General features: G+C 65.4%; 26 protein-coding genes, 1 tRNA gene and 1 pseudogene. 12 read left to right on the top strand and 16 right to left on the bottom strand.

Annotated elements, in window-relative coordinates:
* Window positions 1–10: 10 nt before the first annotated feature.
* Window positions 11–214: pseudogene (locus FPZ24_RS17945) on the bottom strand (acyl-CoA dehydrogenase family protein); the annotation flags it as partial.
* On the opposite strand from FPZ24_RS17945, the gene FPZ24_RS17780 reads away from it, so the two are divergent.
* From FPZ24_RS17780 to FPZ24_RS09130, 4 genes are all read left to right on the top strand, one after another.
* Complete coding sequence (locus FPZ24_RS17780) at window positions 158–286, top strand: hypothetical protein (protein ID WP_275669345.1); 129 nt, start codon at window positions 158–160, stop codon at window positions 284–286. The pseudogene FPZ24_RS17945 and the gene FPZ24_RS17780 overlap by 57 nt on opposite strands.
* Before the next feature lie 285 nt (window positions 287–571).
* Window positions 572–832 carry an acyl carrier protein gene (locus FPZ24_RS09140; protein ID WP_146571300.1) on the top strand — a complete coding sequence of 87 codons (261 nt, stop codon included), beginning with the start codon at window positions 572–574 and terminating at the stop codon, window positions 830–832.
* A gap of 4 nt (window positions 833–836) precedes the next feature.
* Window positions 837–3389, top strand: a complete 2553-nt coding sequence (locus tag FPZ24_RS09135; RefSeq protein ID WP_146571298.1) for a glycoside hydrolase family 2 protein — start codon at window positions 837–839, stop codon at window positions 3387–3389.
* Complete coding sequence (locus FPZ24_RS09130) at window positions 3386–5140, top strand: hypothetical protein (protein WP_146571296.1); 1755 nt, start codon at window positions 3386–3388, stop codon at window positions 5138–5140. The genes FPZ24_RS09135 and FPZ24_RS09130 overlap by 4 nt, the downstream gene beginning before the upstream one ends.
* Before the next feature lie 49 nt (window positions 5141–5189).
* On the opposite strand, the gene FPZ24_RS09125 is transcribed toward FPZ24_RS09130, so the two are convergent.
* From FPZ24_RS09125 to FPZ24_RS09100, 6 genes are all read right to left on the bottom strand, one after another.
* A tRNA-Lys gene (locus FPZ24_RS09125) sits at window positions 5190–5265 on the bottom strand.
* Between the two features lie 82 nt (window positions 5266–5347).
* A complete protein-coding gene (gene rodA, locus FPZ24_RS09120; protein ID WP_146571293.1) occupies window positions 5348–6475 on the bottom strand; it encodes a rod shape-determining protein RodA in 1128 nt (375 codons plus the stop codon).
* On the bottom strand, window positions 6472–8544 hold the full coding sequence (gene mrdA, locus FPZ24_RS09115; protein ID WP_146571290.1) for a penicillin-binding protein 2: 2073 nt from the start codon (window positions 8542–8544) through the stop codon (window positions 6472–6474). The genes rodA and mrdA overlap by 4 nt, the downstream gene beginning before the upstream one ends.
* Window positions 8541–9053, bottom strand: coding sequence for a rod shape-determining protein MreD (gene mreD, locus FPZ24_RS09110; RefSeq protein WP_240047396.1), 513 nt, complete (start codon window positions 9051–9053; stop codon window positions 8541–8543). The genes mrdA and mreD overlap by 4 nt, the downstream gene beginning before the upstream one ends.
* Window positions 9050–9925, bottom strand: coding sequence for a rod shape-determining protein MreC (locus FPZ24_RS09105; RefSeq protein WP_146571287.1), 876 nt, complete (start codon window positions 9923–9925; stop codon window positions 9050–9052). Before FPZ24_RS09105 ends, mreD begins: the two co-directional genes overlap by 4 nt.
* A gap of 48 nt (window positions 9926–9973) precedes the next feature.
* Window positions 9974–11017, bottom strand: coding sequence for a rod shape-determining protein (locus FPZ24_RS09100; RefSeq protein ID WP_146571285.1), 1044 nt, complete (start codon window positions 11015–11017; stop codon window positions 9974–9976).
* Between the two features lie 142 nt (window positions 11018–11159).
* Between FPZ24_RS09100 and mutL the strand changes: the two genes are divergently transcribed.
* Window positions 11160–12950, top strand: a complete 1791-nt coding sequence (mutL, locus tag FPZ24_RS09095) for a DNA mismatch repair endonuclease MutL (protein ID WP_146571283.1) — start codon at window positions 11160–11162, stop codon at window positions 12948–12950.
* Window positions 12951–13027: 77 nt separating this feature from the next.
* A complete protein-coding gene (locus FPZ24_RS17775; RefSeq protein WP_275669344.1) occupies window positions 13028–13162 on the top strand; it encodes a hypothetical protein in 135 nt (44 codons plus the stop codon).
* A 119-nt stretch (window positions 13163–13281) separates the two neighbouring features.
* Here FPZ24_RS17775 and rplI read toward each other — a convergent pair whose 3' ends face one another.
* The 4 genes from rplI to FPZ24_RS09075 all read right to left on the bottom strand — a co-directional run bounded on the left by rplI (window position 13282) and on the right by FPZ24_RS09075 (window position 15454).
* Window positions 13282–13902 carry a 50S ribosomal protein L9 gene (gene rplI, locus FPZ24_RS09090; RefSeq protein WP_146571281.1) on the bottom strand — a complete coding sequence of 207 codons (621 nt, stop codon included), beginning with the start codon at window positions 13900–13902 and terminating at the stop codon, window positions 13282–13284.
* A 12-nt stretch (window positions 13903–13914) separates the two neighbouring features.
* Window positions 13915–14139 carry a 30S ribosomal protein S18 gene (gene rpsR / locus FPZ24_RS09085; protein ID WP_066583513.1) on the bottom strand — a complete coding sequence of 75 codons (225 nt, stop codon included), beginning with the start codon at window positions 14137–14139 and terminating at the stop codon, window positions 13915–13917.
* Between the two features lie 12 nt (window positions 14140–14151).
* Window positions 14152–14550 (bottom strand): 30S ribosomal protein S6, encoded by a 399-nt coding sequence (gene rpsF / locus FPZ24_RS09080; RefSeq protein WP_146571279.1) that lies wholly within the window; start codon window positions 14548–14550, stop codon window positions 14152–14154.
* 121 nt (window positions 14551–14671) lie between these two features.
* Window positions 14672–15454 carry an acid phosphatase gene (locus tag FPZ24_RS09075; protein WP_146571277.1) on the bottom strand — a complete coding sequence of 261 codons (783 nt, stop codon included), beginning with the start codon at window positions 15452–15454 and terminating at the stop codon, window positions 14672–14674.
* Between the two features lie 82 nt (window positions 15455–15536).
* Between FPZ24_RS09075 and fabD the strand changes: the two genes are divergently transcribed.
* Window positions 15537–16472: an ACP S-malonyltransferase gene (gene fabD / locus FPZ24_RS09070; RefSeq protein WP_146571275.1), complete on the top strand. Its 936-nt coding sequence runs from the start codon at window positions 15537–15539 to the stop codon at window positions 16470–16472.
* A gap of 4 nt (window positions 16473–16476) precedes the next feature.
* Here fabD and FPZ24_RS09065 read toward each other — a convergent pair whose 3' ends face one another.
* Together FPZ24_RS09065 and FPZ24_RS09060 are read right to left on the bottom strand one after the other, a co-directional pair.
* A complete protein-coding gene (locus FPZ24_RS09065) occupies window positions 16477–16866 on the bottom strand; it encodes a hypothetical protein (protein ID WP_146571273.1) in 390 nt (129 codons plus the stop codon).
* A 25-nt stretch (window positions 16867–16891) separates the two neighbouring features.
* The gene (locus FPZ24_RS09060; RefSeq protein WP_146571271.1) at window positions 16892–17290 is read right to left on the bottom strand and encodes a hypothetical protein; all 399 of its coding nucleotides are present in this window, start codon (window positions 17288–17290) and stop codon (window positions 16892–16894) included.
* A gap of 83 nt (window positions 17291–17373) precedes the next feature.
* On the opposite strand from FPZ24_RS09060, the gene fabG reads away from it, so the two are divergent.
* From fabG to mltG, 5 genes are all read left to right on the top strand, one after another.
* A complete protein-coding gene (fabG, locus tag FPZ24_RS09055; RefSeq protein WP_146571268.1) occupies window positions 17374–18114 on the top strand; it encodes a 3-oxoacyl-[acyl-carrier-protein] reductase in 741 nt (246 codons plus the stop codon).
* A complete protein-coding gene (locus FPZ24_RS09050) occupies window positions 18111–18626 on the top strand; it encodes a hypothetical protein (RefSeq protein WP_146571266.1) in 516 nt (171 codons plus the stop codon). The genes fabG and FPZ24_RS09050 overlap by 4 nt, the downstream gene beginning before the upstream one ends.
* A gap of 90 nt (window positions 18627–18716) precedes the next feature.
* Window positions 18717–18953, top strand: coding sequence for an acyl carrier protein (locus FPZ24_RS09045; protein WP_146571264.1), 237 nt, complete (start codon window positions 18717–18719; stop codon window positions 18951–18953).
* Between the two features lie 112 nt (window positions 18954–19065).
* Window positions 19066–20322 (top strand): beta-ketoacyl-ACP synthase II, encoded by a 1257-nt coding sequence (gene fabF / locus FPZ24_RS09040; protein WP_146571262.1) that lies wholly within the window; start codon window positions 19066–19068, stop codon window positions 20320–20322.
* Window positions 20323–20332: 10 nt separating this feature from the next.
* Window positions 20333–21292 (top strand): endolytic transglycosylase MltG, encoded by a 960-nt coding sequence (gene mltG, locus FPZ24_RS09035; RefSeq protein ID WP_146571260.1) that lies wholly within the window; start codon window positions 20333–20335, stop codon window positions 21290–21292.
* Here mltG and eda read toward each other — a convergent pair whose 3' ends face one another.
* Genes eda through edd form a run of 3 tightly spaced genes read right to left on the bottom strand, consistent with a single transcriptional unit; the run spans window position 21293 to window position 24671 of the window.
* Window positions 21293–21898, bottom strand: a complete 606-nt coding sequence (gene eda, locus FPZ24_RS09030) for a bifunctional 4-hydroxy-2-oxoglutarate aldolase/2-dehydro-3-deoxy-phosphogluconate aldolase (RefSeq protein WP_146571258.1) — start codon at window positions 21896–21898, stop codon at window positions 21293–21295. It abuts the gene before it with no gap.
* A complete protein-coding gene (gene glk / locus FPZ24_RS09025) occupies window positions 21895–22863 on the bottom strand; it encodes a glucokinase (RefSeq protein WP_146571256.1) in 969 nt (322 codons plus the stop codon). The genes eda and glk overlap by 4 nt, the downstream gene beginning before the upstream one ends.
* A complete protein-coding gene (edd, locus tag FPZ24_RS09020; protein WP_146571254.1) occupies window positions 22863–24671 on the bottom strand; it encodes a phosphogluconate dehydratase in 1809 nt (602 codons plus the stop codon). The genes glk and edd overlap by 1 nt, the downstream gene beginning before the upstream one ends.
* Between the last annotated feature and the right edge of the window lie 41 nt (window positions 24672–24712).

The raw sequence follows: 24712 nt of genomic DNA, 5'->3' as shown, positions 1-24712 counted from the left end.
GCACCATGCCGCTGGCCGAACAGCCGTGCGCCATCGCGGCGCATAGCTGAGCCTGCTGCACCATCGAGCAACCGTAGCCGCCGAACGAGGCCGGGACGGCCGCGGAAAGAACCTTCAACTCGCGCAGTGCCGCGACGGATTCGTGCGGGAACCGTGCTTGGGCATCGACGTCGTTCGCATGACGGGCCGCGACGTCGGTCGCGATCTTGCGCACCGCGGCGAGCAGTTCATCGAATTCCTGGCCTTGCATCACGAGAGCCCCGTCTTTCTCGATCAGAAGTTATAGTCCGCGCAGTTCAATTATTCCTAAAGGACAGCTCGAAAAGTTTACTTGGAGCGTGGCCGGCTTCCGATGATAGCGCGATTTCGTTCCCGGTGAGTATCCGCCACCATTTGGCGGAGCAGCATTGTACGGAACTGAAGGCTCGATTGAGCCCAGCGCGGACGCAACGGTAAATGGTCCGCTTTGGCGCCAATCTCTCCGCCGGGTTTAGAGTAAATGGAATTTCAACCTCTGCGCGTTACCTAACTTTTCAGTTTTCATTTCGCGGACTAAACGACGTTGCTCGCCATGCCCATCCCTCACGACAATTTCGACGCTCGCATTCGCGAGGTGCTCGTCAAGCACGGCCGCTTCCCGGTCGATGCGCTGTCGCCGAGCGGCAATGACGATCTGTACGAGGCCGGCATGACATCGCACGCCACGGTCAACGTGATGCTGGCGCTGGAAGGCGAGTTCGACGTCGAATTCCCGGACGAGATGCTCAATCGCAGCGTTTTCGTCAGCATCGCTTCGATCCGCGACGCCCTGGTCACCATCGGCGGGACCTGAGCGCATGATGGGGGGCCGTATTCTAGGCGTCTCTTCTCACCGTCGCGCACCCCTGGATGCGCGCTGGACGCTCTGCGAGACGCCGGCGGGCGCGATTGAAACGCCTGCCCAACTCGCCGATGTTCCCGCAACGGACTGGCTGCCGATCGATGCGCCCGATACCGTTGCCGGGGCGCTGCGGCGTGCCGGGCGGTGGTCGCTCGACGGGCCGCCCAAGTGGTTCGACGCCGGCGATTGGTGGTTCCGCGCTCACTTCGATTCAGCATCGTCGATGCCTTATTTGGCGTTCGGTGGATTGGCCGGCGAGTGCAGTATCTGGCTGAACGGTGTGCTCCTGTTGATCAGCGACAACATGCACGTCGCCCATGAATGCGCGGTACCGTCGCTGATCGACGGCGAGAACGAATTGCTGATGCGGTTCGCGTCGCTCGATGCATTCCTTGCGCATCGCCGCCCGCGGCCACGCTGGCGCGCGCCGATGGTCGAGCATCAACAACTTCGCTGGGCACGCGTCAGCCTGCTCGGGCACACGCCGGGCTGGTCGCCGCCGGCGCCGGCGATCGGACCCTGGCGTGCCATCGAATGGATCGACCGCACCAGCGTCGATGTATCGGCGGTGCGATTGCACAGTGAACTCGACGGCAGCGTCGGGCGGGTTAGTTTGAGCGTGGAACTTGCGCCGCTCGGTGAAGCCGGCCGTATCGAAACGGTCACGTTGCGGGTCAGCCGGAATGGCGTTTCTTACGAAGCAACGGCCGCGCAAGCCGACAACGACGCCACTTACGCCGTCTCGCTAACGATCCCCGAAGTCGCTCTGTGGTGGCCGCATACCCATGGGGAGCCGGCGCTGTACACTGCCGAACTCGTCGTCGAGTCCGCCGGAGGTGCGGATGCCGTGATCGTGGACCTCGGCAACGTCGGCTTCCGAACGTTGACCGTGGACACCGCCGACGGCGATTTCGCGCTTAGCGTCAATGGCGTTCCGATCTTCTGCCGCGGTGCGAACTGGACACCGCTCGACGTCGTCAGCCCGGCGGCGCTTCCCGAAGCGACCCGCGCGGCGCTTGCCCAAGTGCAGGCGGCTGGCCTCAACATGCTCCGCGTCAATGGCTGCATAGTCTATGAAGACGACGCCTTCTTCGCGGCTTGCGACGAACTCGGCCTGCTGGTCTGGCAGGATTTCATGTTCGCGAACATGGATTACCCCGCCGACGACGAGCACTTCGTGGCTTCGGTGCGGGAAGAGGCGCAGCAGCAACTCGCCCGCTGGCAAGCGCATCCTTCGCTCGCGGTGATCTGCGGCAACAGCGAAGCCGGGCAGCAGGCCGCGATGTGGGGCGCCCCGCGTGAGGCATGGTCGCAGCCGTTGTTCGACGAGGAGCTCGCCGAACTTGCCCAGCGCTATTGTCCGGGAGCCAAATACTGGCCCTCCAGCGCGCATGGTGGCGCGTTTCCACATCAAAACGACGCCGGCACGACCTCCTATTACGGCGTCGGCGCGTATCTGCGGCCGATGGAAGACGCGCGCCGTTCCGGTTTGCGCTTCGCAAGCGAGTGCCTCGCGATCGCGAACGTGCCGCAGCCGGCGACGATCGCCCGAATGCCGGGCGGTACCTCACTGCGCAGCCATCACCCCGGCTGGAAGGCCCGGACTCCGCGCGACCTCGGCGCTGGCTGGGATTTCGAGGACGTCCGGGACCATTATTTGCAGCAGCTCTACGGCGTCGATCCGGTCGAACTGCGCGGCACCGACTACGATCGCTATCTGCACCTCAGCCGCGCGGTCGGTGCCGAAGTGATCCAAGCGACCATGTCCGAGTGGCGACGCCCGGCGTCCGGCTGCCGCGGCGCACTGGTCTGGTTCCTGCGCGATCTGTGGGCGGGAGCGGGCTGGGGGCTGCTCGACGAGCGGGGCATGCCCAAGGCCGCGTTCCACGGCTTGCGCCGCGCATCCGCGCCGATCCATCTCTTCCTTACCGGCGAAGGCACGAACGGGCTCGCGCTGCACGTCGTCAACGACCCGGTCAAACCACTCGCGGCCAATGTCGAGGTCGCGCTGTACCGCGACGACGGCCTGCGCCTGCAATCCAGCGGCCGCGACATCGCGGTTCCGGCGCATGGCGGCGACAGCTGGGCGATCGGTGAATGGTTCGATAGCTTCATCGACGTATCGCGGGCTTACCGTTTCGGTCCCGCCGAACACGCCTTGGTATCCGCGACCCTGCGCGACGCGTCGGGCCGCACGCTGGACCGCGCTTTCTATTTTCCGGACGGCTTGTCAGCCCACCGCCGCCGCGATGTCGGTCTTGAAATCGCAGGAATCGAAAAGCGGCCGGATGGGAGCATCGCTCTCTCGGTCTCTGCCCGTACGGTTGCACAATCGGTGTATTTCGACGCCGACGGCTATGTGGCCGAGGATGAATATTTCCACTTGGCGCCCGGCGAAACGCGAGCAATCCTTCTGAATCGGTCACCCGACGATGTCAGGCCGACCGCACGCGTCAGCGTATCGGCGTTGAACGCCTGGACCGGCGCGACGATCGAGGTGCCGCGATGACCGACCCTCGGCGCCGCGGCCAAAACATTTGGATCGACACGGACAGCGGCTTCATCGGCGCAGCCTGGTATTGGCCGTTGCAGGTCCCGGCCGCCTCTACCGTCGTCGTGATCGTCCCTGGCATCGTTCATGAAGAGCGGACGATGAACGGTGGCCTTGTCGCGCTCGCCGAGTCGCTGGCCGATGCCGGACTGCCTGCCTTATTGATGGACCTGCACGGCTGTTCGCAGAGCGCCGGCCGTCTCGAGGACGCCGATATCGGTGCCTGCTGGAGCGCCGGTATCAAGGCGGCTGTCCATCACGCCCGGTGCAGTGGCGCCGCGCGTGTCATCGTCGTGGGCGTTCGCCTCGGCGTTCCGCTCGCGGTGGAGGCGCTCGTCGACGAGCCGCTCGCCGCGCTGATCGCTTGGGCACCGATCGTCAACGGGCGGCGCTACGTCCGCGAACTCAAGATGCTGCAGCGGACGACGGACGCCGATGCCGCGGCGGCGGGAACGATCGCGATCGGCGGCTTCAGCATCCCTGCTTCGGTGCTGGATCACATCTCCCATCTTGACCTGGGCGAGGTCGAGACGCCGGCAACATCTTTCGTAATGTCGCGCGAGACACTCGAAGGTCTCAACGCGCCCTGGTTGGCGCGCCTGAGCCAGCGCGGCATCATCGTGCAGGAACAGATATCGACCCAGATCCACCCCTGGCTGTTCAGCGCCACCGACCAGCCGACCATGCCGTATGAAGACATTCAAGCGCTTACCCGCTGGTGCCGTGTGCTGCACGACGAACAGGCTGTGAGTGGCGAGCCGGTCTTGCGACGGCCAATGCCGCGCCCCGTCATCGAGTTCGTCCATCAAGACGTCCTGGTGCGCGAAACGTTCGTGGAGATCGCCCCGAGCGGGCTGACCGGTGTTCTGAGCGAACCGGTGAACGCGGCCGGCGATCATCCCGTGCGCCTACTCGTATCGACCGTCGGTCCCGGCCGCACCTTCGCCGATTTTGCCCGCGACGAAGCGAGCCGCGGCAAGACGAGCCTGCGCTTCGACTTCGCCGGTTTCGGCACCAGCGGTCGCGGCGATGCGGCGCAGGGCGGCGAACTCTACACCGATAGCGGCGGTCACGACGTGTTGGCCGCCATCGAGCATTTGCGTGGGGCGGGATACAAGCAGATCTATTCACTCGGCTTTTGCGCCGGGGCCTGGTCGATGATGCAGGCGGATGTCGTGCCTGAGCTGCGCGCGATGGTGGCGATAAACGTCGCGCTCTACCGTCAGCCCGATCCGAAAACGCCAGATTCAGTAGAGCGAAAACGTCACCTTCTAGGGCAGATTACGCCCGCACTCGCGCGCAATCGACTGGTGCGGCGCGTCGCACCGCGGTTGGTGCGACTGCGCGGCAAACGTCACGAGCCTGTCGATTGGCTGGTCCGTATGTGCAACACCAACGTACGCATGCTGTTGGCGTATGCGGACCTCGACCTTGGCTTGGAATATTTGAACCGGCAAATGGACAAGGGCGTTCGCGAACAATTGGGCAGGCCGTTTACGCTGCAAACCTATGCCGGCCTCGGCCATCTCGCCGAAGGACCAACGGCGCGAGCGCGTTTATTCGGCGACATCACCGACTTTTTCGCCGACTTGGATCGCGAGGCGACGAGCAACCACGCGCCGCGTGCGAAAGCTTCTTTGGCGGCAAGGTCTCGCATCGCCGCACCTCCCCGCACGAAGACCGCCGGGGGGCGTAGTGTTCGATCGTGATTATATCGCGTCTGAAAGGGTGAACGCTAAGTTCAGTCACCAAAAAAGGTGGTGGACGCACTAGGGCTCGAACCTAGGACCCGCTGATTAAGAGTCAGCTGCTCTACCAACTGAGCTATGCGTCCATGCCGGAAAGGCGGTCCCCGTTCGGGGAGTGGGGCGGTTAGCATCGCCGCCGCGCTTTGCAAACACTTTTTGCGCCGAATTCTACCAGCGCGATTGCTTGCGGCTGCTGCGGTCGATCGACATCAGGATGCCGATGCACAACATGACCGTCATCTGCGACGATCCGCCATAGCTGATCAACGGCAGCGGGACGCCGACCACAGGCGCCAGGCCCATGACCATGGCCATGTTGATCGACACGTAAAAGAACAGGGTGGTCGCGAGCCCTGCCGCCGCCAGTCGCGCGAACCGGCCCTGTGCGCGCAACGCGACCCCCATCGCCCACCAGATGATCGCGAACCACGCCATGATCAGCAAAACGCCGCCGACCAACCCCCATTCTTCCATCATCGTCGCCAGCGCGAAGTCGGTCTGACCTTCGGGAAGGTAATCCAGGTGACTCTGCGATCCGTTGAGGAATCCCTTGCCCCAGATGCCGCCGGAGCCGATCGCGATCTTCGACTGGGTGATATGATAGCCGGTGCCGAGCGGATCGCTTTCCGGGTTGAGGAAGATGAGGATGCGGTTGCGCTGGTAATCGTGAAGCACGAAATTGAACGCGAGAGGGGCAGCAATCGCCGCCGCCAGACCGCCGCCCAGAAAAAGCCGTAACGGGATCCCGGCGAGGAACACCACGACGATCCCGCCCAGCGTGATCATCATCGCCGTGCCGAGGTCGGGCTGAAGCATCACGAGTGCCGCGGGCAGGCCGATCAGCACCAAGGCGGGCCAGATTGCGACGAACTTGCGCGTTTCGCTGGCGGGAAGCAGGTCGTAGAAGCGCGCCAGGGCGAGCACGATGAACGGCTTCATCAGCTCGGACGGCTGGAGCCGGATAAAGCCCAAATCGAGCCATCGCTGGCTGCCGCCCGCGACCTTGCCCAGCAATTCGACACCGATCAGGGCGACGCACAGGAGTGCGTAGCTGGGCAGGCTGATCATTCCCCAGAAATCCTCGCCCACGCGCGACATAACCATCGCTGCGGCCAGGAAGACCGAGAACAGCACGCCCTGCTTGAGCGCCCAGGGCTGCACGTGCCCATTGGCGGCCGAATACAGGACCAGCGCGTCGAACACGCCGATCGCGATCAGCAGCAGAATGACTTTCCACGGAAATTGCGCGAGCGGTTCGGGAATGAAGCCGCGCGTCGCCGATGAGCTCTGCTTCACTGATCGGCCTCGTGAGAGCCCTGTTCGGCAGGGAGGGCGGTGTTGGCGATCGCGGCGGCGGAGGAATTGGCGGCATCGGTCGCGGCCTCGACTGCGGGGGCATCGGTCGGCGCGGTCGCGTCGGTTTCGGTCTGCACGGCCTGGAGCGCGGAAATCTGGCTCTTGTACGCCGCTGTCTCGGCCGCGGCGCGGGTCGCGATGTCGCCACCCCAGGTCGGCTCGAGCTCGGCGAGCGAGGCCAGCGCCTTATCGCGGTCGAGCAGATAGGTAATGATGTCGCGCCCGATCCCCGGCGTATCCAGGTTGGTCACCGTGTGGCCGCCATGTTCCAGCACGATGCCGGCCGCGTATTTCGGATTTTCGACCGGTGCGAAGCAGACGAACAGCGCGTGGTCGCGCAGCTTGAACGGTAACGACGCGTTGCTCAGCACGCCGCTGCCGCGTTCAGCCATCGTGATGCGGCGGACCTGCGCGGTGCCGGTCTTGGCCGCGAGCGAAGCACCGGGGATGTTGAGCCGCGCGCGACCGCCGGTGCCGCCTTCGTTGACCACGGCGTACATCGCGTTGCGAATGGTCGCGAGGTGGTTGGGATCGATCGCCAGGGGATTGGCGATCGGCGCGGGGCCGTTCATCAGCAGGCGCGGCACGAGCGAACGCCCCGATGCGATCCGCGACGCCATCACGGCGAGCTGGAGCGGATTGGCCAGCACGTAACCTTGCCCGATCGACGCATTGAGCGAATCGGGGACGGTCCATTCCTGCTTATACTTCTTTAGCTTCCACGCACTGTCGGGGACGGTGCCGTAGCGTTGCGTCGAATAGGGCAGGTCGAATTTCTGCCCGAGCCCGAGCATGCGTGCGGTCGGCGCGACGTGATCGTATCCCAGCCGCCGAACCATCTCATAGAAGTAGATGTCGCAGCTCGCCATGATCGCGCGCTTGAGGTTGAGCGCACCGTGCCCGCGACGGGAATGGCAGTGGAAGATGCCGCTGCCGACGCGCAACGCGCCGGTGCAGACGACTGTTTCCTCCGCGCTGACGCCGTTGCTCAGCAGCGCGAGGCCGTTCATCGGCTTGACCGTCGACCCAGGCGGATAGAGCCCCTGCAGCACCTTGTTCATCAACGGCACGTGGTCGTTGTCCGACAGCATCTTCCATTCGAGATGACTGATGCCGTCGGAAAAGCTGTTGGGGTCGTAGGCCGGCATCGACACGAAGGCGAGGACGTCGCCGCTCGTCACATCGATGACCACCGCGGAGCCCGAATTGGTGCCGAGTCGGCGCGCAGCATATTCCTGCAGGCCCGCGTCGATCGTCAGGCGCTGGACCTTGCCGGCGACGTCGGGGCGCGTTTCGAGTTCGCGGACCAGCTTGCCGCGCGCCGTCACCTCGACTCGCTTGGCGCCGGGTTCGCCGCGCAGTTTCGGTTCGAGCGCGCGTTCCAGGCCGTCCTTGCCGATCTTGAACCCGGGGGTGATCAGCAAGGCGTCCTTGGTCTTTTGATACTGCTCGGCCGATGCCGCACCGACATAGCCGGTCAGATGCGCCACCGCCTGCGCCGCAGGGTAGTTTCGCGAATAGCCCGCCGTGGGGGCCACACCGGGCAATTCGGGCAGCCGCACCTGCACCGCCGCGAACAGGTCCGGAGTCAGCTTTTCGGCAACCTGCACGGGCTGGAACCCCGCCGCCCGCTTGATGTCGTTCTCGATCCGGCTGATCTGCTCGGGCGGCAGGCCGAGCAATTGCTGGAGCAGCTTGAGCACACGCGGCTGCTCGCTCTCGGGCAGCCGATCGCGGATGATGTCGACGCGGAAATCGGTGCGGTTGTTGGCGATCGCATGGCCGTAGCGATCGACGATCCACCCGCGCCGCGGCGGGATCATCGTCAGGTTGACGCGGTTGCTCTCCGACAAGAGCTTATAATGCTCGTTCTCCGCGACCGCGAGCCAGCCCATCCGCCCGGCGAGAGCGAGTGCGACCGCGCCCTGTATTCCGCCGACCATCATCGCCCGGCGAGAGAAACTGTAGCTTTGTGCCGCTGCGGTGGTCGGGCGCGGCGGGCGGCTCATGCCGATTGCCCGCGCCTGGTGTCCAGGCTCGCGACCAGCCGAGCGACGAGTGGGTAAAGCAACACCGCGGCAATCACCTGAAACAGCAACACCGTATCGACATGCGCCGCAAGAGGCGTCGCAAGCAAGCGCCCAGCGATCAGGCAGAACGCGATCGCGCCGGCCGCCAGCACCCAATCCTGCCAGAAATCGCGCGACACCAGCCGCCGGTCGAGAAGATCGACGATCAGGAAGGCGAGCGTCCAAAGCAGCATGGCGCTGCCCAACGGCTGGCCGCTGACCAGGTCATCGAAGAACCCGAAGGGCAGCGGACTCCAGATCCGTATCGTTTCCGGCCGTAGCATCCGCCACGCCAGCAGCGTCATGAGGCCGAGCGGCGGCAGGACCGGAAACGTGGCGACCAGTGGTAGGATCGTGATCAGCGAGCCGATCATCACGGAGGCGACCGGAATCGCCCACATCGCGACCGGGGACGGCTCCGGCGCGAAGGCGCCGCCTTGTTGCCTCACGGTTTCGTCTCGGCAGGAGCGGGCGCGGGCATGTTCACAAAGGCACGAAGCACCAGCGCGTAGTCGAGCGCGTCGGGCACGGCGAAAGGCTTGGCGAGCGCACCGTCGCGGCTGCGACTGACGACCGTGGCGACGGGGAGATTGGGGGGGAATATCCCGCCCGATCCCGACGTGACCAAGACATCGCCCGGGGCATATTCGGCATTGCCCAGCGCGATCGGCTTCACGTCGAGCAGACCGTCGCCGCGACCGGTCGCAAAGCCCGGCGCGCCGTCCTTGGTGCGGCGGACGGGAACGATGCTCTCGGGGTCGATCAGCAGCAGGATGCGCGCGGTATCGGGTCCCGCTTCCAGAATGCGACCGACCAGGCCGTCGGGCGCGCGCACGGGCATGCCGGCATGCACACCCTGGATCAGGCCGGCATAGAGTAGAGCATAGCGTCGCGTGCTGGTTGCCGACGAGCTGACGACGCGTGCGGTGGCGATCGTCTCTTCGCCAGGCTCGCGGACGCCGAGCAGCTTTTTCAAGCGAACGTTTTCGTAAGCGATAGCGCGCGCGCGGAGGAGTTGCTGTTTATCGACGGCGACTTGCTTTTGCAGCCGGGCATTCTCGGCATGCACGCCGAAGAAGCTGCCGATCCACGATGGAATGGACGCGATCCCATTCCATGCCGATCCCGCCGCCCAGCTGATCGGCGCGGTGATTTCGGCCGTGCCGGCGCGCAATGCCGAGAAAGCCGGCGGATTGAGCGTCGATAATGCCAGCAGGACAGCCCCTACCAGCGCCCCCGCGATCGCGATCACGTAGCCGATGAACAGACTATATTGCGCCCGCCGTGAGAAACCCGGGCGCCGGTTGCGTGGCGGCGCCATTCACTCCCCTCACTTCAAAGGCCGCAAAGGCCAGCCTTAGCAGGAAAATCAGGCGGTGTGCAGAACGCCGCGATACATCGGATCTTCGAGCGCGCGGCCCGTCCCCAACGCGACGCAGGTCAGCGGGTCCTCGGCGATCGTTACCGGCAGGCCGGTTTCGTCGCGCAACACCTCGTCGATGCCGTGCAGCAGTGCGCCGCCGCCGGTCAGGACGATACCCTGATCGACGATGTCGGCGGCCAGCTCCGGGGCGGTATTCTCGAGCGCGATGCGCACGCCCTCGACGATCGTGCCGACCGGTTCGGACAAAGCCTCGGCGATCTGACCCTGGTTGATCTGGATTTCCTTGGGCACGCCGTTCACCAAGTCGCGACCCTTGATGTGGATCGTGAGACCGATGCCGTCCGCGGGCGGCTTGGCGGTGCCGACTTCCTGCTTGATCCGCTCGGCGGTCGCTTCGCCGATCAGCAGGTTGTGGTTGCGGCGGACGTAGCTGACGATCGCTTCGTCCATCTTGTCGCCGCCGACGCGCACCGAGGTGGTGTAGGCGAGACCGCGCAGCGACAGCACCGCGACCTCGGTCGTGCCGCCGCCGATATCGACGACCATCGATCCGATCGGCTCGGTCACCGGCATGTCGGCGCCGATCGCGGCGGCCATGGGCTCCTCGATCAGCCACACTTGCGACGCGCCGGCATTCTGCGCGGCGTCGCGGATCGCGCGACGTTCGACGCTGGTCGAACCCGACGGCACGCAGATCACGATCTGGGGCCAGCGCATGAAGCGGCGCTGGCCGCCATGAACCTTGCGGATGAAGTGGCTGATCATCTGTTCCGCCACGTCGATGTCGGCGATGACGCCGTCGCGCAACGGGCGGATCGCCTGGATGCTGTCGGGGGTCTTGCCCATCATCAGCTTGGCGTCGTCGCCGACCGCCTTCACCTTCTTCACGCCGTTGATCGTTTCGACCGCAACCACCGACGGCTCGTTGAGCACGACGCCACGCCCGCGCAAATAGACGACGGTGTTGGCCGTCCCAAGATCGATCGCCATGTCGTGCGACATGAGCTTGAACAAACGCCCGAAGACCATAGTGAAAGCACCGCCCGAAAAGGTGCGCGAGTGAAGCGCGCGTCAGTTATTCTATTCCCCCGCCGCCAAAGCCGATTTCCGGGCTCCGGTGGGTCGGCATTAACGGTCGCGAGAGCGGGTCGCTTGGGCTAGAGTCATAATCATGTCAATACGGCGTCTCCCCGAACATCTGGTCAATCGTATCGCCGCCGGTGAAGTGGTCGAAAGACCCGCCAGCGCGTTGAAGGAACTGGTCGAAAACGCGATCGACGCAGGGGCGACGCGCGTAGCCGTTCGGCTGGCGAGCGGCGGGATCGATCTGATCGAGGTGATCGACGACGGCTGCGGCATGACGCCGGCGGACATGGCGCTGGCGCTCGAACGGCACGCGACGTCGAAACTGCCCGACGAGGAGATCGACCAGGTTACGACATTGGGGTTTCGCGGCGAAGCGTTGCCCTCGATCGCCAGCGTCGCGCGGTTGACGCTGGAAAGCCGGGTGCGCGGCAGCGACGGCTGGCGGCGGGTGGTCGACAACGGTGCGCTGGTGGAGGAAGGACCCGCCGCCTTGCCGCCCGGGACGCGCGTTCTGGTCGAGGGGCTGTTCGGCAAGGTGCCGGCGCGGCGTAAATTCCTGCGCACCCCGCGCGCCGAATATGGCGCAAGCCTCGACATCGTCCGGCGCCTAGCGATGGCGCGGCCCGACATCGCCTTTTCGGTCGAGCATGACGGCCGTCGCACACTGTCTACCAATGCTCCGGAGGATCGCCCGGCACGCGTCGCCGCGCTGACCGATCGTGCGCTGGCGGAAAACAGCGTCGGCGTCGATCTGGAACGGGAGGGCCTTCGACTGGGAGGCGTAGCTGGGCTGCCGACCTTCAATCGTGGCGTCGCCGATCACCAATATCTGTTCGTCAACGGACGACCGGTGAAGGACCGCCTGCTGATGGGCGCCATCCGCGGCGCCTATGCGGAGATGATCGCGCGCGACCGGCATCCGGTGGTGGCGCTGTTCCTCGACCTTCCTGCCGACCTAGTCGATGTCAACGTTCACCCCGCCAAGACCGAGGTGCGCTTCCGCGAACCGCAGATGATCCGGGGGCTGATCGTGAGCGGGCTACGACGCGCGCTCGATGAAGCGGGACATCGCAGCTTCCAGCGGCCGAACGAGGCGGCGCTCGCGGCGTGGCAGTCGGAGCCCCAAACTCGTCATCCCAGCGAAGACCGGGATCTCTGGCGGTATGCAGAGTCGCCGGCGGTCCCGGCCTTCGCCGGGACGACGGACAGAGTACTCGACCGACGCCCGACCTTTTCTTCTCCGCCACCGCTCGCCCGCGCCGAACCGGCTTATGCCCCGCCGCCGGATACTGTGCAGCACCCGTTGGGCGTCGCGCGCGGCCAAGTCGCCAAGACCTACATCGTCGCCGAGGCCGAGGATGGACTGGTGCTGGTCGATCAGCACGCCGCGCACGAGCGGCTCGTTCTCGAACGCATGCGCGCGGCGTTGGCCGGGGGCAGGGTAGCGAGCCAGGCGCTGCTGATCGCCGAGGTGATCGAACTCGACGAACCCGCCTGCGACCGGCTCGAAGCGCGCCTGTCCGAACTTGCCGAGTTCGGCCTCGACCTCGAACGTTTCGGCCCGCGCGCGATGCTGGTGCGCAGCGTCCCGGCGATGCTGGGGCAGGGCGACGTGACCGGCCTCGTCACCGACCTCGCCGACGAACTCGCCGCGTTCGACGAAGCGCTTAGCCTCAGGGAGCGGCTCGACCACGTCGCCGCGACGATGGCCTGTCACGGGTCGGTCCGCGCCGGTCGCGTGCTGTCGGTCACCGAAATGAACGCATTGCTTCGCGAAATGGAAGTGACCCCACATTCGCGCCAGTGCAATCACGGTCGCCCGACCTGGGTGAAACTGGCGCATGGCGATATCGAGAAGCTGTTCGGGCGAAAGTAACTCAGGCACGCCGAAGTCGTCGTTACGAAAAGTTCCCCGGTCCGAACAAAATCTATTTCGTTCATCCCCTGGAAACTTTGGCCGCACTGCGCATTTTAAGCGGCATGGGTCATCAAGACCTGATGGAATTCGATGTGAAAAGCGTCATGCCGGTCGTCTTCGCGCTTATCCCGCTCGCCGCCGTACTCGGGGCCTGCGTTTCGACGTTCTGATCTCCCCCGCTCAGGGCGTCGCGCCACCCTCTTTTCTCCCCCCGAAGAGGGTCGCAAACAGAAAGGGCCGCCCGGACATGATCCGGGCGGCCCTTTCTTTTTGACTATGAAGCAGCCGATCAGGCTTCCGAGTTTTCCTCGTCAGCCTCGCCCTCGGGGGCGTCGGCGACAACCTTGACCTCGGCGGTCGCGCCTGGCTCGGCGTTCGGATCGAAGTCCTCGATGAAGCCGGCTTCATCCTTTTCGAACATCGCCGCCATGACGTCGACGCCCGACGCCTGCATCTCGGCCTCCTCGGGCGAGCGCGCGACGTTGACCTTCACCGGCACCGCGACTTCGGGGTGAAGCTGAACCTTGACCTCGTACACGCCGATCGCCTTGATCGGCTTGGCAAGGACGACCTGGCTCTTGCCGACCTTGTGGCCGGCAGCCTCGAGCGCTTCGACCAGATCGCGGACCGCGACCGAGCCGTAGAGCTGGCCGGTGTTCGACGACTGGCGGATCAGCGTGACCGACGCGCCTTCATAGGTCTTCGCGTCCTTCTCGGCGTCCGAACGGCGCGACGCATTGTCGGCCTCGATCTTCGCGCGGTTGGCTTCGAAGACCTTGCGGTTCGCTTCGTTGGCGCGCAGCGCCTTCTTGTTCGGCAGAAGGAAGTTGCGGGCGAACCCGTCCTTGACCTTCACGACATCGCCGATGGCGCCGAGCTTCTCGACGCGTTCCAGCAGAATAACGTCCATTGCGGGCGCTCCTTACTTAACGAGGTAGGGCAGCAGGCCCAGATGACGGGCGCGCTTGATCGCCTGGGCGAGTTCGCGCTGCTTCTTTGCGCTCACCGAGGTGATGCGCGAGGGAACGATCTTGCCACGCTCGGAGACGAAGCCCTGGAGCAGCCGGACGTCCTTATAGTCGATCCGGGGCGCATCCTTCGCGGAGAAGGGGCAGCTCTTGCGGCGGCGGAAAAAGGGTCGTGCCATGTCTATCTATCCTTATTCGCCGTCGAAACCGCCGCGGGGACCGCGGTCGGGGCGGTCGCCCCGGTCACGACCGCGCTCGCGGTCGCGCTCACCCTTGCGCATCATCACGGTCGGGCCGTTCTCGTGCTCGTCGACCTTGACGGTCATGTAGCGGATGACGTCTTCGTTGATCTGCGTCTGGCGCTCCAGCTCGGCGACGACGGCGCCGGGCGCGTCGATTTCGAGCATCACGTAATGCGCCTTGCGGTTCTTCGCGATGCGATAGGCGAGGCTGCGAAGACCCCAGGTCTCGGTCTTGACGACCTTGCCCTTGTTGTCCTCGATGATCTTGGTGGCGGTTTCCGCCAGCGCGTCCACTTGCGCCTGTGCCAGGTCCTGGCGCGCAAGGAACACATGCTCGTAAAGAGCCATGCTTTCGTCTCACTGTTGGCCGATCGTTGACGCCGCACCATGCGGACGCCCCTCCGGCTTTCGTCTTTCCGTATGTTCGGAAGCGCGGGCCATTGGCGGATTTCGCCCGCAAAGGCAACCCCTAGAGGATGGGAATCGCTACCAGACTGGCCTCCGCATCGCATTTCTCGGGCTTGGGCGCTGACGGATCGGCGCGAAGAGCGGCCAGTTCGGCGCGGGCGGCGGCAAGATCGGCCTGGAACTCCGGCTGGCCGAGTTCGGCCGCGTATGTCCCCGACGCGGTGATCCGCCCCGCTTCGATCGCGCTATAATTGTGCACGCCGCAAACCACACGGCTTTCGCCATACGCACGGCCGCGCGAAAGGATCGCGGTGGCGCGGTCGGGCGCGAGGTTCGCGAGGATCAGCGCCCAGGTCCAGCCCCAGGTCGTGTGGCCCGATGGATAATCGTAGCTGCCCTTCAAGTCCTCGGGCGGCTGGCACGTCTTGCCCTCGTCGATCTGGAACGGACGCAACCGCTTGAAATATTCCTTGGCGGCGCGCGATTGGGCGTTGGCGGTGGATCCCGCCATCGTAATGAGCTTGACCAGCTTGGGCGCCTTGTTCGGATCGAGCTTGATGCCGAGCGAGCAACTGAACGCCTCGGCCATGGCGTTGACGCCGAGCGCGACGTCGCGCGTCGCGAGGTCGCCCCGCGGCGTGCCGAGCCAGTGGCGCGTATCCTTGAAGACGCGGCGGTCGTTTTCGTACCGCGCATCGCCCTTGAGCGGGGCAGGCGGCAGGATTCGCGTCATGTCCAGGCTGCCATCCGGCAGATAGCCGCGCGTCTGTTGCCCCATGACCAACGTCGGGATCGCGATAGCCGCTGCCAACACGCTCGCTGCGATGAAAACCGGTCTCGCCACGCTGATCCTTCTCCCAAATCCGCGCCTACCTTGCGCGGATCGGCGCACGTTTCTAGTGCCTTCTCGTCAAAAGGAGAGGTCGATGCGCGCGTTCATTTTCCCAGGGCAGGGCAGCCAGGCGGTCGGCATGGGCAAGGCATTGGCCGATGCCAGTCCGATCGCACGCGCGGTGTTCGAGGAGGTCGACGAGGCGCTCGGCCAGCATCTGTCGCGGCTGATGTTCGAAGGGCCGACGGACGAGCTCACGCTGACGGCCAATGCGCAGCCGGCCATTATGGCCAACGCGATCGCGACGCTGCGGGTGCTCGAGAAGGAAGGTGGCGTGCTGCTGGCCGACAAGGCCGATTACGTCGCAGGACACTCGCTCGGCGAGTACAGCGCTTTATGCGCCGCTGGAGCGCTCGACCTCCCAACCACCGCTTTGTTGCTACGTCATCGCGGCGAGGCGATGCAGGCGGCGGTGCCGGTTGGGCAGGGCGGCATGGCGGCGTTGCTCGGCGCCGATCTGGCGACTGCGCAGAAGATCGCCGACGCGGCCGCGCAGGGCGACGTCTGCACCGTCGCCAACGATAACGATCCGTCGCAGGTGGTGATCTCCGGTGCGAGGGCGGCGATCGATCGCGCGATCGAGATCGCCAAGGAATACGGAGCAAAGCGAGCGATCGCGCTCCCGGTGTCGGCGCCGTTTCACTGCCCGATGATGCAGCCCGCCGCCGACGCGATGGACGAGGCGTTGAGCGACGCGCGGATCGACACGCCGCTGGTGCCGGTCTTCGCCAACGTGACCGCCCAGCCGGTCAGCGACGTCGATACGATCCGCAAGCTGCTGGTTCAGCAAGTGACCGGCATGGTGCGCTGGCGCGAATCGGTGCTCAACATGGCGGATACCGGCGTTGAGCGGTTCGTCGAGTTCGGCGGCAAGGTGTTGGGGCCGATGGTCAAGCGCATCGCGCCCGATGTCGAGGCGATCAGCGTGGTGTCGATGGGCGATATCGAGGCATTGGCGAAGTCGCTCTAGGCGATCAGCCGTTGCTGCCTTCCTTCGCGGTGCGCGCCCCGAAATAGAAGCCGACGACCGAGCTGACCAGCGTCACGACGGGCCCGAAGATGATGTTGAGCAATCGGAGCAGCCGATCGGCATCGGCGGTCGAATCGGTCGCGATGGCGTTGTTGTAGGTCGACAGCACCGTACCGTCCGTGATGGCATTCGGCTTGGCCGGGTTCGGGCCGTTGACGATGAAGAGATCGACGAACGCCGCGAGGATCAGCGCGGCCAGGATCGCGATGAGAATATAGCTCACCCATTTGCGCGTCGCCGCGTCGCCCGATTCCACCGTGAAGGGCGCCGGCAACTGATTCGCCGGCAACGAGGGAGCACCAGCCTTGCTTTCCAGATCGAGATTCGTCGCCATCTCCGTTGCCCCCAAATCGGTCCCGTTAGATTTTCACGTCAAACAGATTGCCCTTCGCGTCGCGCAATTGGAGCGTGGCGCCCTCAGCGAGCTTGTCTTGCAGGAACTTCTGCGTGCCGATCGACCGGCGGAGTTCGTCGCCGGTGCTGGTGCCGTTCTTGGTCGATTGCGACCGCAGGAACTCCAGCGCGTCGGTCGGTAGCGCGACGGTGGTCGAAACCAGATTGGGATCGGCGCTCACGACTGCCGCCACCGCCGCGGCCGCCGCGGCGCGGTTGGTCTGTTCGCTTGTTGCAGGATCGACCGCCGCCGGCGGCTCGGCAACGGGCTGTTCCGCGGCGGGTGGAGCCGGCTCGACCGCGGGCGCCGGTGGCTCCGTCAGGGCCTCTGCGTCGTTCTCCCGTGCGTCAGGCGCGATTGCCATTGTCCATTCCCGTCGAATATGGGCGTTGATCATAAACGGGCAGAAATCGCGCAACACGAGTTGCCACCAAGTTGGAGCCAATAATGTTCGATCTGACAGGTATGACCGCGCTGGTAACCGGCGCTTCCGGAGGGATCGGATCGGCGATCGCGCAGGCGCTGGCGGAGCAGGGCGCGCGGCTTGCGGTATCTGGATCCAATGCCGAGAAGCTGGAAGGTTTTCGCGCATCGCTCGGCGGCGATCACGTCGCGCTGGCGTGCAATCTGTCGGATGGCGCTGCGGTCGATGCGCTGGTGCCGTCGGCGGTCGAAGCGCTGGGCGGCAAGCTCGACATCCTGGTCAACAATGCCGGCGTCACGCGCGACAATCTCGCCATGCGGATGAAGGACGAGGAATGGGACACGGTCATCCGCGTCAACCTGGAAGCCGCGTTCCGCCTGATCCGTGCCGCCGCCAAGCCGATGATGAAGGCGCGTTACGGCCGCGTCATCTCGATCACCAGCGTGGTCGGCGCGACCGGCAATCCCGGCCAGGCCAATTACGCCGCGTCGAAGGCGGGCTTGGTCGGCATGTCGAAGGCGTTGGCGCAGGAACTCGCGAGCCGTAACATCACGGTGAACTGCGTCGCGCCGGGTTTCATTCGGTCGGCGATGACCGATGTGTTGCCGGAAGCGCAGAAGACGGCGCTGCTGACCCGCATTCCCGCGGGCGACCTCGGCACGGGCGAGGATATCGGCGCGGCGGTCGTGTATCTCGCGTCGAAGGAAGCCGGCTACGTCACCGGACAGACGCTCCACGTCAACGGCGGGATGGCGATGCTGTGAGGGCGCTGTTGCTCGCCGCCGCGCTGTTCGCCCCCGGCTCCGCCTGGGCGGCGAGCGGGGATATCGGCTGCATCGAGGCCAAGCTCGGTCCGGACGCCATGCAGCGGATCGGCAACAATGTGGTCGCTGCTGCCGATAAGGGCGGCGACGCAGCGACTGCACTCGACGCCGATCGCGAAGCGTTGATCGCCGCACGCGACAATTGCCGCACCGCGAACAACTGGTCGCCCGACGCCGTGCAGGCTGCCGTGTCGTACACACAGGGCCGCGCAACCAAGCTCGGCGCCGAGTCGGCGATCAAGAGCGACGGGCTCGACGCGGCCAAACTCGCGGCCAGCTACGCCGCCTTGCCGGCCGGCGATCGCAAGAGCTTGGTCGCCAAGGCGTCGCCCGGCGCGGTCGGTGCCGTTACCGCTGCGGGCGCGAACGCGAAGCAGCGCCGCCACGTCCTGCTCTATTTCGCCGCGTTGGCCGCCATCGAATTCTATCCGGCGGACTTCGCAGCCGCCTGACGTCACCCCCTTGCGCGGGCACTAACCGCGTTCTACGTGCGTTCAGGAAACCCCGGGGCTGTGACCCCGACCAATAGAGGGAAGCGACGAATGAGCGATACTGCCGACCGGGTGAAGAAGATCGTGGTCGAGCATCTGGGCGTCGAAGCCGCATCGGTCACGCCCGAAGCGAGCTTCATCGACGATCTCGGTGCCGACAGCCTCGACATCGTCGAGCTGGTGATGGCGTTCGAGGAAGAGTTCGGGGTCGAAATTCCGGACGACGCCGCGGAGAAGATCACGACCGTCAACGACGCGATCACCTATATCGACGCGAACCAGGGCTGAGCCCGCTCCGTGGCTGACCGCCGCGGAATAGAGTAACGAGCGGCTCCCCGTCCCGGGTAACCCAGGGCGGGGGGGCCGTTTCGCTTTTGAAGACAACGATCTGGAGATTGGCATGCGCCGCGTAGTCGTAACCGGGCTGGGCCTGGTGACCCCCCTGGGCGCCGACGTCGAAACGACGTGGAAGAACATCCTCGCCGGCAAATCGGGCGCCGGGCAGATCACGCATTTCGACGCGAGCGACTATCCCTGCACGATCGCGTGCGAGGTGAAGCCGGCCGATCACGAATATGGCTTCGATCCAGGCAAGCGCGTCGACCATAAGGTCCAGCGCCAGGTCGACGACTTCATCATCTACGGCATCGATGCCGCGGGACAGGCGCTCGAAGATGCCGGCCTGACCGAGATGTCGGAAGCCGAACGCTATCGTGCCGGGTGTTCGATCGGATCGGGGATCGGTGGCTTGCCGGGCATCGAGAGCGAGTCGCTGGTGCTTGCCGAAAAGGGTCCGCGTCGCGTCAGCCCGCACTTCGTTCATGGTCGCCTGATCAACCTGATCACGGGCCAGGTGCAGATCAAATATGGGCTGATGGGTCCCAATCACGCGGTCGTCACCGCCTGTTCGACCGGCGCGCACTCGATCGGCGACGCCGCGCGGATGATCGCGATGGACGATGCCGACGTCATGCTGGCGGGCGGCGCCGAAGCGACGGTCTGCCCGATCGGCATCGCCGGCTTCGCCGCGGCGCGCGCGCTCAACACCAGCTTCAACGATCGTCCCGAACAAGCGAGCCGCCCCTACGACAGGGATCGCGAAGGCTTCGTGATGGGAGAGGGCGCGGGCGTGGTGGTGCTCGAGGAGTACGAGCATGCCAAGGCACGCGGCGCGAAGATCTATTGCGAAGTCGTCGGTTACGGTCTGTCGGGCGACGCCTATCACGTGACCGCACCGGAGCCGGAAGGGTCGGGCGCGTATCGGTCGATGGAAATGGCGCTAAAGCGGGCTGGGATGCAGCCGTCGGACATTGATTACATCAACGCGCACGGCACCTCGACGATGGCCGACCTGATCGAACTCGGCGCGGTGAAGCGGCTGTTCGGCGATGCGATTTCGGGCGTATCGATGAGCTCGACCAAATCGGCGATCGGGCATCTGCTCGGCGGCGCCGGCGCGGTCGAGGCGATCTTCTGCATCCTCGCGATCCGCGACCAGATCGTGCCGCCCACGCTTAACTTGGAAAATCCGTCGGAAGGCGCCGAAGGCGTCGATCTCGTCCCTCTCGTCGCGAAGAAGCGCGAGGTGAAGGCGGTGCTCAACAACAGCTTCGGCTTCGGCGGCACCAACGCCAGCCTGGTCATGAAGGCGATCTGAGGGTTCGACGATGCGCCGGCTTGGTTGTCTGACGATCCTCGTCCTGATCGCCTTCGCTGCATGGGCGATCCACGATTGGGGCGGAGCAGGTCCCGCGCCCAAGAACCTGAGCGTGACGATCAAGCCCGGCACCGGCCTGAGCGAGGCGGCCAAGCAGCTCGAGGCCGCGGGCGCGATCCGTTCGGCGAACCGTTTCGTGCTGTTCGCCAAGGTTCTGGGCGGCGGTGAAGGGATCAAGGCGGGCGAGTTCGGCATTCCGGCGCACCTCAGCCAAGCCGATATCCTCAAGGTTCTGCAAGGCGGCAAGACCCTTCAGCGCTTCGTGACGATCCCCGAAGGCATGCCGTCGATCATGGCGCAGGAACGCATCATGGCGGCGCCCGAGCTGAGCGGCGAGATCCCGCGGCCGGCGGAAGGGTCGCTGCTTCCCGACAGCTACAGCTATCAGCGTGGTGATACGCGGGCGTCGGTCGTGGCGCACATGCAGAAGGCGATGACCGATTATCTCGCCAAGGCCTGGGCCAAGCGCAAGCCGGGACTGATCGTCCATACGCCGCAGGAAGCGATCGTCCTCGCCTCTATCGTCGAAAAGGAAACCGCTGTGGCGAGCGAGCGGCGGATGGTCGCGGCGGTCTATTCGAACCGCCTGAAGCGCGGGATGATGCTCCAGGCCGATCCGACGATCATCTATCCCATCACCTACGGGAAGGCGCTCGGTCGTCGCATCCTGTTGTCCGAAAAGAACGCGAAGAACGATTACAACACCTACACGATGACCGGGTTGCCCAAGACCGCGATCGCCAATCCGGGTCGGGCGTCGATCGACGCTGTGCTCGATCCGGCGGACTCCAATGCACTCTATTTCGTGGCGGACGGCACCGGCGCCAGCGTGTTCGCCGACACGCTGGAACAGCACAACGCAAACGTGCAGAAATGGTATGCCATCCGCCGCGCGCGCGGCGAGATGTAGTTAGCGGCCCAGCGCGGCAGCGGCGCGCGCTTTCGCCTCCACCTCGGCGGGCGTGCCGCTGCAGACCCAGCTTCCCCCGACGCACAGCACCGGATCGAAGGCGAGCCATTCGGGCGCGTTCGCTTCGCTAACGCCGCCGGTCGGGCAGAACTTGCACTGATAGAACGGGGCGGCGAGGCTTTTGAGTGCCTTCAATCCGCCATTCGCTTCGGCGGGAAAGAACTTGAAATGGGTCAGGCCGAGATCGAGCCCGCGCATGATGTCGGCCGAATTGGCGATGCCGGGCAAATACGGCACGCCGCTCGCGATGATCGGTTCGGCGAGGCGCTCGGTCAGACCGGGCGAGACGATGAACTCGACCCCGGCATCCATCACTTGCTCGAACTGCTCGGTGTTCACCACCGTACCCGCGCCGACGATCGCGCCGGGGACTTGCTTCATCGCGCGGATCGCGTCCAGCGCGACCGGCGTGCGCATCGTCACTTCGAGCGCGGGCAGGCCGCCGGCGACCAGCGCCTCGGCGAGCGGCCTTGCGGTCGCCAGATCCTCGATCACGATTACCGGGATGACCGGCGCGGCGCGCATGATGGAAGCGATATCGTTCATTGAGCGTGTTCCTGCGCGAAGGCGGCCGCGGCACCGTAGAGGCCGGGCTGGGGATGGGTGATGAGCTTGACCGGGATGCCGGCCATCATCTGCTGGAAGCGCCCCTTGGCGGTGAAGCGTTCGGCGAAGCCCGAACGGGCGAAATGATCTTTCAGCTTGAGACCGAGCCCACCGGCGATCACGACGTCCTTCGCGCCTTGGCTCAGCGCTAGGTCGCCGGCGAAAGCGCCAAGCGCAAGCACGAAGCGGTCGAGCGCAGCGATCGCGAGGCTGTCCGACCCTTCGAATGCCATTCCCCAGATCGCCTTGTCGTCGAGATGGCGGACGGGCTTGTTCTCGATCTCCGCCAGCGTCTCGTAAATCGCGACGATCGCCGGCCCCGCGCAAACACGTTCGGCGGACACGCGGGTAAAGGTCTTGCGCAAGCGCGTGAGCATCGCATCCTCGAACGCGTCGAGCGGGGCGAAATCGACATGGCCGCCCTCGGTCGGCAGCACGTGATAGCCGTCGCTCGCGTGAAGCACGCCCGCAACGCCGAGCCCGGTTCCGGGACCGCAGATCGACGTGACGCCGGCGCGGGTCAGCGGTTTGTCGGGGCCGCAAATGTGGAGGAAATCCTCGTCGGGCAATTGTGCCACGGCATGCGCGATTGCGCCGAAATCATTGACGATGACGTAGGTGTCGGCGCCGAGCCGTTCGGGGATAAGGGCGGGGCGGATGATCCACGGATTGTTGGTCAGCTTGATGACGTCGCCACCAACCGGGGAGGCGACCGCGATGGCCGCTGCCTTGGGCAAAGGCCGCCCGATCCGCTCGCCGAAATCCTGCCATGCGGTCTGAAGCGACGCGTGCTCTGCGGTCTTCTGGGTGATTTCCTCGCCCAGCGACACGACCTTGCCGTTCGCTACGTCGGCGATGGCGAAGCGGGCATGCGTACCCCCGATATCGACCGCGACGACTTCCATTACATACTTGCTCCCGCAAAGATTGCCGATGCGCCCAGTTCCGCTTCGTCCGCCGCGCCGCGGAACAGGCCGAACAGTTCGCGGCCCATGCCTTCTGCCGGCGGCGGAGCTTGGGCCAGTTCCCGAGCTTCCCATTCGGCGGCATCGACCAGCGCTTCGAGCGTGCCGGCAACCGCATCTAGCCGGACAACATCGCCGTCGCGGACCTTGCCTAGCGGTCCACCGCCCAACACTTCGGGCGAGCAATGGATAGCCGCCGGCACCTTTCCCGACGCACCGGACATCCGGCCGTCGGTCACTAAGGCGACCTTGAACCCCTTGTTCTGCAGCACGCCGAGTGGGGGAGTCAGCTTGTGGAGTTCGGGCATGCCGTTGGCACGGGGGCCCTGGAAGCGCACCACGACCACGACGTCGCGGTCGAGGTCGCCCGCCTTGAACGCGGCCTGGACGTCGGCCTGGTCGTCGAACACCCGCGCGGGCGCTTCGATCACCCAGCGTTCGGGATCGACCGCCGACACCTTGATGCACGCGCGGCCGAGATTGCCGGCGAGGATGCGGAAACCGCCTTCGGGCGAGAAGGGGTCGGATGCGGGGCGCAGGATGGTCTCGTCGCCGCTCGCGCCGGGGTCCTCCCAGCGCAGGCCATCTCCCTCGACCACCGGCCGCTTGCCATAGTCCGCGAATTCGCCAGCGACGGTCATAATATCGCCGTGCAGCAACCCCGCGCCGAGCAGTTCGCGGATCACGAATGGCATGCCGCCGGCATCCTCGAAGCCGTTCACATCGGCCGATCCGTTGGGATAGACGCGCGCGACAAGCGGCACCGCGCGGCTGAGTGCGTCGAAATCCTCCCAGTCGATCGTGATCCCCGCCGCGCGGGCGATGGCCGGGAGGTGGATCAGGTGGTTGGTCGATCCGCCCGTCGCGAGCAGGCCGACCGCGGCGTTGACGATCGCCTTCTCGTCCACGCACCGCCCGAGCGGTCGGTAATCGTCGCCTTCCCACCCAATCGCTGCCAGCCGATGCGTCGCGGCGCGCGTCAGTTCCTGGCGCAGCTTCGTCCCAGGATTTGCGAACGCCGCGCCGGGGATGTGGAGACCCATCACTTCCATCATCATTTGGTTGGTGTTGGCGGTGCCGTAGAAGGTGCACGTGCCCTTGGAGTGATAGGCACCGATTTCGGCATCAAGTAGTTCATCTCGGCCGACTTTTCCTTCGGCGAACGCTTCGCGCACCGCGGCCTTGGCCTTGTTGGCAAGGCCGGTGCGCATCGGGCCGCCCGGAACGAGAATCATCGGTAAATGACCGAAACGGAGCGCTCCCATGAGCAATCCGGGTACGATCTTGTCGCAAATGCCAAGCAACGCCGCGCCCTCGAACATGCCGTGGCTCAGCGCGATCGCCGTGCTCAGCGCGATCGTGTCGCGGCTGAACAGCGACAGTTCCATGCCCGGATAGCCCTGCGTCACGCCGTCGCACATCGCGGGCACGCCGCCCGCGACTTGTGCCGTCGCGCCGGCCTCGCGGGCCCAGACCTTCATCTGTTCGGGGTAGCGGTAATAGACCGCGTGCGCCGACAGCATGTCGTTGTACGAGGTGACGATGCCGATATTCATGCCGCGATCGGCCTTCATGGCGTCGCGGTCCTCCTCGGTCCCGGCATAGCCGTGCGCCAAGTTGGCGCAGCCAAGCATCGGGCGCTTGAGCCCGGCATCGCGTTCGCGTGCGATCAGGTCGAGGTACGCGGAGCGGCGCTCGCGCGAGCGTTCGATGATGCGGTCGGTGACGGCGGAAACGGCGGGGTTCATCGTCTTTCCCTCATTTCCGGCCGCTTTGCGGCACGGCGGAC

The sequence above is a fragment of the Sphingomonas panacisoli genome (assembly GCF_007859635.1).
Taxonomy (GTDB): Bacteria; Pseudomonadota; Alphaproteobacteria; order Sphingomonadales; family Sphingomonadaceae; genus Sphingomonas; species Sphingomonas panacisoli.
Note: the sequence above shows the minus strand (reverse complement) of the source record. Positions and strands in the feature narration are given on the sequence as shown.